Here is a 12,597-nt window from a genome sequence, read left to right as displayed (position 1 = left end):
CTGTTACTCTAATTCTTTAATGAATTCTTCTACTAATTTTTCATTTTTTTCTTTGCTAATTTCTTTTTCTAATAATTGTTCAGCTGCATTAAATGCAACATTAATAATTGATTTTCGAATATCATCATAATATTGCTCTTTTTCCTTTTGAATTTCTTTATGGGCTTGTTCATTCAACTGCATAACTTCTGCTTTCGCTGTCTCTAAAACTTGATGACGTTTCGTTTCTACTTCAGTGCGGGCAGAAGCAATAATATTATTTGCTTCTACTTTTGCCTTTGTTAATAATTTTGATGCTTCTTTTTGATCAATTGTTGCTTTTGCTTGTTTTTCTGCTGCATCTTGAATTAATTCTCGAATTTTATTTCGACGAGCACACATTGCCTTACGAAATGGATTATAAACCCATTTTGATAATAAAATTAATAGGATAATTGTTGCAATAATATGGGCAATAAAAATCCATAAATTAGGAAATAATTGATTAATAATTTGTGATGGTTCAATTGGTTTTGACATTAATCACATGGTCATTGACTCCCAGTCCCCCTTTTTTTAAAATTGCTTTTCTTTTAACCGGTAACAAATGCTAAAATAATCGCAATAACTAATGCATAAATTGATCCTGATTCAGTAATCGCAGCAGCAATAATATATTGTGTACGAACTTTACTTTCAACTTCTGGATTACGAGCAATTGCTTCAACTGCTTTTCCTCCCGTATATCCTTGTCCAATTCCCGAACCACAACACCCAATAGCCGCTAATCCTGCTCCCAACAATGACATTCCTTTTGTAAAGCCATCATTAATTCCAGTCATTAATCATATTCCCATCATATTTGACATCAAATCTATCGTCATAAAATCTATCGTCATAAAATCTATCGTCATAAAATCTATCATATTATAGTCCTCCTCTTCCTTAACAAATATATAATTTTATTTTAATCATTTTTTAGCCTTTTAAAGCAACATTTTTAACTTTTTGTTCTTTTTTTAACTTAATTGTCTTTTCTTTTTTTTCTTTATTTTCTGTTTTAATTTCCATTGCCCAATAAGCAATTGTTAAAATTGAAAAAATATAAGCTTGAATTAAGCCATCAAAAACGTCAAAATAAATGCTTAAAAAAGGTAAAAAGATACCGGTCAACAAATCAACAGGACCAATATAAGGAATTTTACCTCAAATAAATCCCATTAAAGCGGTAAATAAAGTAATAATAATTGTTCCTCCCAAAATATTTCCAAATAGCCGAAATGAAATTGAGATTAACGGAACAAATTGCGTTAATAATTCTAATGGATTGATAAAAAACTTTTTAAAATATACTATTTTTTGATATTTAATCCCAAAATAATATATCCCAATAAATGTTACCAATCCCATTGATAGTGGGACAGTATAAGTTGTTGACAATGATTCAAAACCAACAACACTAATTAAATTTCCAATCCCAGTATACAATAATAAATACATAACATAAACAGTCAAAAATTTATATTTTGGTCCCATTAAATCAATAACTTGTTTTTCAACTCACTTAATTGCAATTTCTGCAAACAGTACTAAACCAGTCGGAACATCAGTTGGACCAAGTTTTTTTATACGTTTATAATAACCAATTAATAAAAGCATAATAATAAAGGTAGTAATAACTATCGTTATTAATTGCGGTAATAAAACCATATAACTTCATGCATCCATTCCACTTTTATTTGGATCAGGAATTAAATTAATTGCAATAAATTGAATAAAATTACTTTTAGTCACCATTTTTATCTTCCTTTCTATGTTTATGAATCGGAAATTTAACATTTGCAAATAGCGATGAAAACGGACATAAACTAATTCCAATAATTATTGTATATATACTAAAAAAACTAGTATTCTCAGCATAAATAACTATTGGTATAGCATAAATAACTAAGCGAACTAGGTACAATAAGATAAAAAAGTACTTATTTAAACTTATACTTAACAATCATCCAGAAAAACAAATGATTAAGAAACCTATAAGAGAAAACAAATACCCAAAAAATAATCCTGAGTATAAAGTTCAATCTCGTTTTAATGTCAAATATATCATCGTCAATACTATTAGTATTCCCAAAAACATAATTAAACTTATTATTGACAGTTTACATTCTACACCTTTAAATGGGGTTTTTCAATTTAATTTACTTTTTTTATTTAGTTCCAAAAATACGGTCTCCTGCATCACCCAGACCAGGAATAATATAACCATGTTCATCTAAATGCTTGTCTAAAGCAGCAACATACATATCAACATCAGGATGATGTTCTTCGATGAATTTTTTTCCCTCTGGCGCAGCTACTAAACACACTAATTTAATATTAGTAGAACCTCACTCTTTAACTTTTTGAATCGCAAGATTAGCACTACCTCCGGTCGCTAACATTGGATCTAAAACCAAAACATTTGCTTTGTTAATATTTTCTGGTTTTTTAGCAAAATACTCATGTGGTTCTAGTGTTTTTTTATCACGATATAGGCCAATATGCCCAATTTTAGCATTTGGAACTAAATTAATAATTCCATCAACCATTCCCAAACCGGCTCTTAAAATTGGAAATAAAACAATATCATTTGAAATTTTATATCCTTTTGTTTTTGCTACTGGTGTCTCAATTTCAAATTCATTTAATTTAATATTGCGAAATATTTCATACGCCATTAATTGCGCAATTTCATCCAAATTTTCCTTAAAAATCTTTGAGTTGCTTTCCTTTTTACGCATTCTTGTTAATTTATCTAAGATTAGTGGGTGTTTTATTACAGTAAATGACATTAATTACTTTTCCTCCTTAATTTACTAGATTTTAACATAATTATAAAAATAATACCAAGTTTTAGGATGTGATTACTTACGTTTTTATTAAAAATTGGTCGTATAAAAAAAAGATTGGGTTTTGGAAAAACCTGGAAATTTAATAAGAATAATAAAAAAACTTAATATCAAAGAAAGGGATGAGTAATGAAAATTAATAAGCAACAAACATTATGTGATATTGATTTGTAACAATTATCAATATCATTTATTGTAAAATAATTTTTATCAAATAAAGTTTTATGAACTTGTGAAAAAAATAAAGATTTATTAAATCAGACAAAAGATAAAAAACAAAAGCTATTTTATCAGAAACTAGAAAATTAAAAAATTATCTTTGATTGAGAAACTGGTTCTTTTAAACTTTGATTTTATAAAACAATTTAATGAATTTTGGGCAGTTATTTTAAATAATTAAGTGATTTTATCACAAAACATGAGTTTAAACTCATTACCACAGCCAGCCGAGGCAAGTACTGAAATTAGTGTATGAGGAAATATGTAAATCGACGATAGTTTATTAGAACTAAGTGATAGTTGTAATAATTGCAAGGTCAACATCAAACCACAATAAATATTGAGATGATAACTGGCGTCCTGTGCGATTAACCAGCAAAAAACAATTATTATAAGATTATTTTTTTATTTTTATATTAAAAAACATAAATTTATTTGCATTATTGATCGGATGGTATCTTTAAATTTAGAACTTTTATCATAAAAACAGATTTTTTACTGTTTTACCTACACAAAATAAATGATTTTTTTATAAATCCTTTTAATAAAAGGATTATTTGGTGAATAATTTAACAAAATATAAATTTGCTGTTTGTATCTACACATCGTCATTCATAAAGTTATCACTTTATAACCATAAATTTTTTAAATATGTAAATTGTAAACCCAATAGATATTTTTATTACCAACATTACTATTTTGTAATAATCAATAAGGATTTTCTAATAAATAAGTAAAATGATTAAGTATTATTATCACTTTATTTTTTAATATCTATAATACCCGTTTGTAAATTAACAATTATTGGTTGTTGATTATTTAAGTTTAATTTTTTTTCAAATTCTTTTTATTGCATTGAATACTTATGATTAAATGCACGATGTTAATATAACCTAGTACCTTCTGAAGTTTAACCATCCGTTTAATAAGTTCACTTTCTATTTTATCAACTTGTTTTTCAAATAAAGAAATTATATTTTCACTCGCGTAACTATCATATCTTAACTTGCGAGAAAGGTTGAATTTATTGGTTAAATCATTCAAAGTATATAAATAAAAAAAAATATTATATAAGTAATTTATCACGTCAAAACTGCTCTATTTTACGCTCAAATGTTCGTAAACTTGCTGTGTTTTTGGATTAAATTATTTCATTTTTACTCCTTTTTGCATATTAAAGTTACTATTATTTAATAAATATGATTTAATATGATTAAATAAAAAGGTAAATAGAAATATATAAAATAACCATCGTGGTTCTTTTATATTAATTACATTTTACATCAAAATAAAAAAAGTAAATTACTTTACTTTTTCAGTTAAATTAATTTGCTAATAATTAACAATTAAATTGTAACATACTAAATAAAAATTATTATTTTTTTGCATTTTTATTATTTTTTATAATAAAGTCCTAAACTATGGAAAAAAGGGTAAAAAATGATAAATATTGATGAAAACTTTTTTAACAACTCTAATATTTTATTAGATAAACAAAGTATCGATTTGATTAAACAAAATTTAAAAAATTATGATTAATGAATTTTTAAAAATTATAAGGATGATTAAAGTTTAAAATAATATAAAGTAAAAGACAAAATTGAAAGAACAGTAATAATTTTAAAAGGAGAAATAAATTTTAAAACAATAATATATTATAAAATTAATCCAGAAACAGGTAAAGAAGAATATTTTTTCTTTTATATTTAATTGTTGGAATTGAAAAATAAAAAATAGTAACTAATGATGTTAAAGAAAAAATATTATCATTTATAAAAATGATCATTTATTTTTGATAAAAAAATATATAAGGATATTTTAGATACTATGGAACATGTAAAATGATTGCCAATCCACGCTATGAGTTTAATAAGAATAATAATAATTCGAGTATGTTATTTCGTGATTTTATTGGCATTTGAGAGTCAATTTTAATTAAAAGAATTAATAATTATCGTTTTGTAAAGATTAAATAATTACGTACAAAGTTTATGTATTATTTATATAATAAAGTGGAGATTTACAATAATGTTAGTCGTTTATTGAAAGTTGTATTAAATTTTTTGGTAAAATATGAGATACGGGTGAACTTTTAAAACCATGCGTTGATATGGTAGCAATTGATAATTTTGCCAAATTTTTATAAACTAATTCAGCAATTATGGGAATTGCCATTTTATTAGGGCATTATATAAAATATAAATGCGAAAGTAATTTAATTTAACAACGAATATTAGAAGAAATTATCATTGATTATGAATGAAAACCAGTTAGTTCTTAACCAGAAGAATTATTGGGGCAACAGAGTTAAAAAAGATTTAAAGCATATTTTTATAACTAAATTAGTTTTATTAAAAGATCCCATTTTAAAATATCTTTTTTATAAAAAAGATATTGAATGAAAATTAACAACATTTGAATTTTTACCCAAGATAAAGTACCAAAAGAGCAAATTAAATTACGAACAATCGAGACTTGTGTGTAATAGGAAAAATGATCAATTATTTTATCAATTGACACCTCCTCTTATATGTAAGGGATTCCAAACAAATTGCCAAAGCTCTTGCTTTAGCAATTGCTAAAATTGTTTTAACAGAGGCACCGCCCTTATTATATTATTAATTATATGATTAATTGTATGATTAATTTTTCCAAAAGTTTAGATGTTTATAATTTATCTCAATTTAAAAATTATTTACCCAAACTAATTGAGTTTTTATCAAAAATTTTTGCTGGTAATACTGATCTTAAACCAACTTTAGAACACGCACTAAAATAATGGATAGTAATGAATATTTTAATACTAATTTATTATTAATTAGTGATTTTATCACTACTGATTTATCACACCGGATTTAGTAACAAGAATATAGGCTTAAAACGTCTTCGTAATAGTTTTTATGCAATTGCCATTGGAACAATGGGATAAAAAGAAAATATTGAAACAGTTTTTGGTAATACATGAGTTTATTACCATCGAGACCCATTTGATTCAGAACGAGTTATTGTATCGTTAACGTTAACGGGCGAAATTGTAAAAAAATATGATAAGGTTTCTACGGCAAAAACAATTTTAGCACAAATTAAATCAACAAAGGAGGTTGGCAAAAATGCTAAGTAAAGATACTTTTAATTACTTGTTAATAAACCAAGAAAAATTAGATCAACACATTTTAACAAAATTTAACTTAAATGATAAAGAAACATTTAATAAAAGGATTTTAGCTTTTTTAGTGGAGTTATCAGAATTTATTAATGAACAGCGTGATTTTAAATATTGAAGTGTTAAACCGGCATCAGCAAAAGATATTTTATTAGAAGAATATATTGATGGGATTCATTTCTTAATTAGTATTGGCAGTAGTTTAAAAGTTGATTTTAAAAATTATCAATATCATAATGAGGATAAGAATAAAGATCTTAGTTTAACCGAACTTTATTTAGAGTGTTTTGCCATTTGTGCGGAATTAATTAAAAATCAAACACCAGAAATTTATTTTAAAGTTTTAAATCAATATTTTATCATTTTTGAACAGTTAAAATTTACTGAAGATGATTTAATTACTGCTTATATTAAAAAAAACAAAATTAATTTTGCTCGTCAAGAAAATAATTATTAAAAAATTTTTTATAATAATTTCCTTATAAAATATTTTTAAAATAAGTATTCAAACTACTTTTGTGGTTTTATTTAAATTATTCTAATATTTTAATAAAAATTGGCCGCTTTCGAGCAAACCATTTACCTTTCAACTAGTTCTTTGTTGGTGTCAATTGTATTTGCAAAACCATCATCATCCATAAAAAATGTTTCAATTTCATCAATCATAGTACAGCTATTACAAAAAATGCATAAGTCAGTATTTACATATGTTCTTTTTTATACATCACTATTTGCCATTTTTATAACTCCATTATTTTTGTTATTATAAATAATAACAAAAATTTTAATAATAATATATAATTTTAATGTAGTTTAAAAAGTTGGAGGTTTAATATGGAAACTAGAGTGGAAAAATTCGCCCATCTGCGTGAAATGATTAAGAAGGAGATTGAAATAGATCAAGAAATTAATCAAACAAATCAGGTTATTAATAATTATATGACGAAATTAGATGCTATTGATGAAACTTTTTTTGGTAGTGTTAAATCAAACTTTGAACAAGAATTTGGTTGAGAAAAAGTATATTTGGATAAAAATCCGGATGAACAACCTTACCCATCTGACTTTAAATATGATTTGCAGCAATTGTTAAAACAAGTTGTTAATACAACAAAAGCAACAATTAAAACTAATCAAAAAAACAAAAAAGATGCCGGTGATGTTATGTATAATATTTTAATTGCGGAAACTTTGTTTAATAAACCAACTTATCAGAAATATCAAGCAATTTTAGAAAGTATTTTAGCGGAAAAAATTATATATAATCGCGTAAGCGATAAAATTAAAGCAGAAAATAATGGTTTTAAAATTAATTATGCTAATATTGAATTTAATACAATTGCGAATATGCGTAAAAATGATCAACGACCAACAGCAGAAATGTTAAGAGACTCAAGCGCGTTGTTAGAGGAAAAATATAACAATGTGTTAGTTGTTTATCGTAAGATAAAATCACGATATAAAGTTTTATTTAATACGATGGTTTTACTAATTATTTTATTGACAGTTTGTACAGCTTTAATCTTTATGTTATAGAAAACAGGAGAAGATGATGAAAATAAATATTGCGATTGATGGGCCATCTGGTAGTGGTAAATCCTCTGCTGGTTATGAATTGGCTAAAAAATTAAATTATCAGTTTATTGATACTGGTTTAACTTATCGTGCCTTTACTTACTTTTGTGTCAAAAGGGGAGTTGATTTTACAAACCATCATCAATTGCAAGTACAATTAGCACATTTTAAATATCAAGTTATTAATAATCAAATTTATGTTAATAATATTGATGTTACTGACAATTTACAAGCAAATATCGTTCTTGATAATATCAATAAAATTACGGGAATTGATTTTATTCGCACAAAAATGGTTTGTTTGCAACGAAAATTAGTTGTTAAGAAAGGGAATGTTGTTGTCGGTCGTGATATTACAACAGTTGTATTACCTGATGCTGAAGTAAAAATTTATTTAACAGCTAGTATTGTCGCGCGCGCGGAACGACGATGAAATCAAAATAAGAAAAATCATATTACCCCTAATAGTTTAGTAAAAATTACAACAAAATTAACTGAACGGGATTATGTTGATACAACCCGAACAGTAGGACCATTGAAAATTGCATCAAAGGCAATTGTTATTGATAGTAGTGGGTTAACATTTTCAAAAACAGTGGCAAAAATTTATAAAGTAGCAAGTTATTATCAGAAAGCAGGGAAATAAATGGCACAAAAAGGAAATGTTGCAATTGTAGGGCGACCAAACGTTGGGAAATCAACACTATTTAATCGTATCATTAAAAATCGACTTTCCATTGTTGAAGACACTCCTGGTGTGACACGTGACCGTATTTATGCTTTTTCAGAATGATTGACCCGCGAATTTTTAATTATTGATACTGGTGGAATTACGTTAAATAATACAGCAATGTTTGCCCAAAAAATTAAAATGCAAGCTGAAATCGCAATTGAAGAAGCAGATATTATTATTTTTGTTTTATCATACAAAGAAGGGATTGCTCCCGATGATGAGATGATTGCGAAAATTTTATATCAAACAAAAAAACCAGTTATTTTAGTTATTAATAAATATGATAAACAAGAAAAAGAAAGTGAGTTGTATGAATATATGACATTAGGGTTTGGAGAACCAATTGCGGTGTCAGCATCTCACGGGATTGGGATGGGGGATTTATTAGACCAAGTAATTTCATATTTAGATCAAATTCCTGTTCAATCAAAAACAGAAGGGATTCATTTTTCATTGATTGGAAAACCAAATGTTGGGAAATCTTCCTTAACAAATGCAATTTTAGGAGAAGAACGTGTGATTGTTTCGCCAATTGCGGGAACAACTACCGATTCAATTGATACCGTTTTTAAACGAAATACCCAAATTTATACTGTAATTGATACAGCCGGTATTCGCCGCAAGGGAAAGATTTATGAAAAGCTCGAAAAATATAGTGTTATACGGACTGTTAGTTCTATCGAACGAAGCGATCTTGTTTTACTAATTATTGATGGTAAAATTCCTATTACTGATCAAGATACTAATATTGCTGGAATTGCCTTTGAACAAAATAAACCAATTATTTTAGTTGTTAATAAATGAGATGCAGTAACTGAAAAAGATGATCAGTCAATGCAAAAAATTGAAAAAAGTATCCGTGGTTATTTTAAATATTTAAATTATGCTAAAATGGTTTTTGTTTCGGCATTAGAAAAAAAACGTTTGCATCTTTTGTTTCAAACAATTGATGAAGTTTATGATAGATTAACCCAACGGGTTAAAACTAGTGTTTTAAATGAAATTTTAGTTAAAGCTCAATTATTAAACCCCTCGCCAGATTTTAATGGTGGTCGTTTAAAAATATATTATGCAACACAACCCGATAGTATGATTCCGACTTTTATTATGTTTTGTAATAATCCAAAATATATTCATTTTTCTTATAAAAGATTTCTTGAAAATCAAATTCGTGAGTATTTTGCTTTTGATGGAGTCCCAATGAAAATATTATTTAGAGAAAGAAAATAATGAGGTAAATTATGATGAAAAAAGAACAAAAGAATATCACTATTATCGGAACCGGTGCATACGGAACTGCCTTGGCAAATGTTTTAACAGATAATGACCATAATGTTATTATGTATGGTATTGAAAATAAAGAAGTTAATGATATTAATGATGATCATTTAAATCGTCATTTTTTTGCGGATTTAAAAATTAATAAAGAAATTAAAGCAACAACAAATTTTGGTGAAGCAGTGAAATATGCAGAATATATTATTTTAGGAATTCCTGTTATGGCAATTAAACCAATTATTGATAAAATTAATCAAACAGTGAAAAAACCCGTTGTTATAATTAATGTTGCAAAGGGCTTAGATCCTGAAACACATGAAGTTTTATCAAAATCAATTATTAAATTAATTAGTCCAACCATTTTAAAAGCATATGCTGGTATTTATGGGCCAAGTATCGCTGAGGAAGTATTGCAACGAAAACTAACCTGCATTATGGCAGTTTCCAATGATCTCAGTATTGCCCAAGAAGTTCAAAAATTGTTTAATAATGAATATTTTGTTACTTTTGCTGACACTGATGTGATTGGGGCTGAATATGCTGTTGCTTTGAAAAATGCTGTTGCTATTGCTTCAGGAATCTTTAATGGTCTTTATGAATCAGATAATGCTAAAGCATCATTAATTACGATAGGATTAAATGAGATTAAACTTTTTGCGAATGCAAAAGGAGCCCGGATTGAAACTTTTTTAAATTTTGCCGGTTTAGCGGATTTAATTTTAACGGTTACTTCTAAAAAATCACGAAATTATACTCTTGGTTTTGAAATTGCCCAAGATGGTGATGTGGGAAAAGTTTTAGCGAGTTATTCAAAAACAGTCGAAGGAGTTTTAACTTGTAAAACAATTGTGTTGGACGCGCAAGCTAACAACATTACTTTACCGTTGTTTGAAACTTTATATGATATTTTATATAATGGTAAACCCCCAAGCGCTATCATTAACAACGTTTTTACAAAGACAATATTATCTAAAATTCCCCATTTTATGGTATAATCGCATCATAAGTTATCTGAAAATAAAGAGTATGTGTAAAAAATTATTAATGAAACGGAATGGCACAAAATGAATTTTAAACATTCTTTTAATAATGGTTCTGGCAACAAACCAGAAAATAATCAACAACAATTTTCTCTTAACAAAGAAATAACTTTAATGCTTCATCACAACAACAATGTCAACAAAATAATTCTAATCATAATTATAATACAATGAATTATGTTAAAGTAGGACAAAATGCTGCACAACAATATGATCAACATTTAGAACAAAATGTTTCATCACAACAATATTCACAACAAAGAAATTATGGTATACAACCATATCAACGAAACAATTATAATAAAAATTATCATTCGGTAACTATTTCAGAAAGAGGGCAATCACAACAATATTTGCAACAACAAAATTTATAATGCAACGCCCACCGCAATTTGGATCACAAATAAATTATGGGGCGCAACAATATAAACAAAATATCGGGATTAAAAATTATAATGTAATGAATAATAATATTAATAATAGTGGAACATCATTCCAACAACAATATAAACAACACGGCAATGTTAATTTATACGAACAGTAAAAAAATAATAGTCATGGTTTAAATTATTTTCCAGGAAACAGCCAACAAACAACAGGACAATGAGCCCAAAATAAAACAATTGCGAAACGAATTGATAATATTCAAAATGGTAATTTAGTTAAGACGGCAGATTTAATTAACAGTAATAAAAATAAACCAGGAACAAAAAAAACAAGTAATAAATTAAATATTGATGTTAATTATACTAGGGGTTAAATGTCAATGTAAAAATTGCACTAAAAAATCACACTAATGGTTAGTTGTTTTTCTTACTTATGTTAGGGGTGTTAATTATTTTAAGCGGTTGTGTAGGAACTATTTATGGTTTTCGTACACAAATTAAAGATTGATTACTTAAAACAGAAACTACCACTGAAATTAAAACAGTAGTTAATTAATAATTAGCACAATTATTAATTAATTTTTAAACCATATATTGAAAATATGGTTTTTTTACAATACTTTTACAATATAATTATAAGTTTTTTAAAATAGAAAGTAGGGAATTATGACTAAGATTTAAATTAATTGCATTGGATATGGATGGTACTGCTTGTTCTTTTCATCAAAGGATTCATGCAACAAACATTGAAATAATTCATTGAAATATAATTATTAAAGCACAAGAATAATGGGGATTACGAGTTGTTTTTGCAACAGAGAAACTGGTATTGAATTTCTTATATGAAAAATTACTAGTGAAAATTGATTATTTTCAGCAATACTTTATTGGTTTCAATGGAACGTGTATTTATGATATTAAAGCCAATAAAATAGTTTATTAACAAACTTTATCAGAGTTGCAATTTAATTTTTTATTTAAATTAGCAAAGAAATATCATAAGAAATTATGATGTATGTTATATTGATGATTTAAAAAAATTATTGTTAATTTTGATCCTGTTACGAACAAAATCCTTAATTAGTCTGTTTTTAACAGGAAGTTTATTCAATATGATTTGGCAGTTGAAATTTAAAACACAAGTTATAAATTTATTGCGATGGATGTTGATGAAAACGATCAATTTATTATTGCTGCTCATGCCGATAAAATTGAGATTGCAATTGACTAAATAAAGACAGCAGAATAAATACCCCCTTGTAATTAGTAAATTATCTGGGCTAAAATTAATTTAAATCCAATGAAAGATTGCTTTATCGGAAATTATGACAAT

Annotated in this window: 15 protein-coding genes and 1 pseudogene; 9 read left to right on the top strand and 7 right to left on the bottom strand. The window is 26.3% G+C overall.

Annotation, left to right across the window (positions count from 1 at the left end):
- Window positions 1-3 precede the first annotated feature (3 nt).
- From atpF to upp, 5 genes are read right to left on the bottom strand one after another with little or no spacing between them, the layout of a single operon-like run.
- Complete coding sequence (gene atpF, locus ACE38S_RS04830; protein WP_374696628.1) at window positions 4-528, bottom strand: F0F1 ATP synthase subunit B; 525 nt, start codon at window positions 526-528, stop codon at window positions 4-6.
- A 44-nt stretch (window positions 529-572) separates the two neighbouring features.
- A complete protein-coding gene (gene atpE, locus ACE38S_RS04825; RefSeq protein WP_374696627.1) occupies window positions 573-905 on the bottom strand; it encodes an ATP synthase F0 subunit C in 333 nt (110 codons plus the stop codon).
- Between the two features lie 52 nt (window positions 906-957).
- Window positions 958-1,776 (bottom strand): F0F1 ATP synthase subunit A, encoded by an 819-nt coding sequence (locus ACE38S_RS04820; protein WP_374696626.1) that lies wholly within the window; start codon window positions 1,774-1,776, stop codon window positions 958-960.
- Complete coding sequence (locus ACE38S_RS04815; protein WP_374696625.1) at window positions 1,766-2,221, bottom strand: MG406 family protein; 456 nt, start codon at window positions 2,219-2,221, stop codon at window positions 1,766-1,768. Before ACE38S_RS04815 ends, ACE38S_RS04820 begins: the two co-directional genes overlap by 11 nt.
- Complete coding sequence (gene upp / locus ACE38S_RS04810) at window positions 2,190-2,813, bottom strand: uracil phosphoribosyltransferase (protein ID WP_374696624.1); 624 nt, start codon at window positions 2,811-2,813, stop codon at window positions 2,190-2,192. The genes ACE38S_RS04815 and upp overlap by 32 nt, the downstream gene beginning before the upstream one ends.
- Window positions 2,814-4,930: 2,117 nt before the next feature.
- Between upp and ACE38S_RS04805 the strand changes: the two genes are divergently transcribed.
- The gene (locus ACE38S_RS04805) at window positions 4,931-5,065 is read left to right on the top strand and encodes a hypothetical protein (protein ID WP_374696623.1); all 135 of its coding nucleotides are present in this window, start codon (window positions 4,931-4,933) and stop codon (window positions 5,063-5,065) included.
- A 55-nt stretch (window positions 5,066-5,120) separates the two neighbouring features.
- Here the strand turns inward: ACE38S_RS04805 and ACE38S_RS04800 are convergent, their stop codons facing one another.
- Window positions 5,121-5,264, bottom strand: a complete 144-nt coding sequence (locus tag ACE38S_RS04800) for a hypothetical protein (RefSeq protein WP_374696622.1) — start codon at window positions 5,262-5,264, stop codon at window positions 5,121-5,123.
- Window positions 5,265-6,199: 935 nt separating this feature from the next.
- On the opposite strand from ACE38S_RS04800, the gene ACE38S_RS04795 reads away from it, so the two are divergent.
- Window positions 6,200-6,709 (top strand): dUTP diphosphatase, encoded by a 510-nt coding sequence (locus ACE38S_RS04795; protein ID WP_374696621.1) that lies wholly within the window; start codon window positions 6,200-6,202, stop codon window positions 6,707-6,709.
- Between the two features lie 122 nt (window positions 6,710-6,831).
- Here the strand turns inward: ACE38S_RS04795 and ACE38S_RS04790 are convergent.
- Window positions 6,832-6,948, bottom strand: a pseudogene (locus tag ACE38S_RS04790) (ferredoxin); the annotation flags it as partial.
- 138 nt (window positions 6,949-7,086) lie between these two features.
- Between ACE38S_RS04790 and ACE38S_RS04785 the strand changes: the two are divergent.
- From ACE38S_RS04785 to ACE38S_RS04755, 7 genes are all read left to right on the top strand, one after another.
- Window positions 7,087-7,788, top strand: coding sequence for a hypothetical protein (locus ACE38S_RS04785; RefSeq protein WP_374696620.1), 702 nt, complete (start codon window positions 7,087-7,089; stop codon window positions 7,786-7,788).
- A 13-nt stretch (window positions 7,789-7,801) separates the two neighbouring features.
- Window positions 7,802-8,473, top strand: a complete 672-nt coding sequence (gene cmk, locus ACE38S_RS04780) for a (d)CMP kinase (protein WP_374696619.1) — start codon at window positions 7,802-7,804, stop codon at window positions 8,471-8,473.
- The gene (gene der / locus ACE38S_RS04775) at window positions 8,474-9,790 is read left to right on the top strand and encodes a ribosome biogenesis GTPase Der (RefSeq protein WP_374696618.1); all 1,317 of its coding nucleotides are present in this window, start codon (window positions 8,474-8,476) and stop codon (window positions 9,788-9,790) included. It abuts the gene before it with no gap.
- 11 nt (window positions 9,791-9,801) lie between these two features.
- Window positions 9,802-10,833: an NAD(P)H-dependent glycerol-3-phosphate dehydrogenase gene (locus tag ACE38S_RS04770; protein ID WP_374696617.1), complete on the top strand. Its 1,032-nt coding sequence runs from the start codon at window positions 9,802-9,804 to the stop codon at window positions 10,831-10,833.
- A 215-nt stretch (window positions 10,834-11,048) separates the two neighbouring features.
- On the top strand, window positions 11,049-11,252 hold the full coding sequence (locus tag ACE38S_RS04765; protein ID WP_374696616.1) for a hypothetical protein: 204 nt from the start codon (window positions 11,049-11,051) through the stop codon (window positions 11,250-11,252).
- Window positions 11,252-11,422, top strand: a complete 171-nt coding sequence (locus ACE38S_RS04760) for a hypothetical protein (protein WP_374696615.1) — start codon at window positions 11,252-11,254, stop codon at window positions 11,420-11,422. The genes ACE38S_RS04765 and ACE38S_RS04760 overlap by 1 nt, the downstream gene beginning before the upstream one ends.
- A 260-nt stretch (window positions 11,423-11,682) precedes the next feature.
- Window positions 11,683-11,820 (top strand): hypothetical protein, encoded by a 138-nt coding sequence (locus ACE38S_RS04755; RefSeq protein WP_374696614.1) that lies wholly within the window; start codon window positions 11,683-11,685, stop codon window positions 11,818-11,820.
- The last annotated feature ends 777 nt before the right edge of the window (window positions 11,821-12,597 follow it).

The sequence above is a fragment of the Spiroplasma endosymbiont of Polydrusus formosus genome, assembly GCF_964263245.1.
Classification (GTDB): domain Bacteria; phylum Bacillota_I; class Bacilli_A; order Mycoplasmatales; family Mycoplasmataceae; genus Spiroplasma.
The sequence above is the reverse complement of the archived record's forward strand: the minus strand, read 5'-3'. Positions and strand labels throughout refer to the sequence as shown.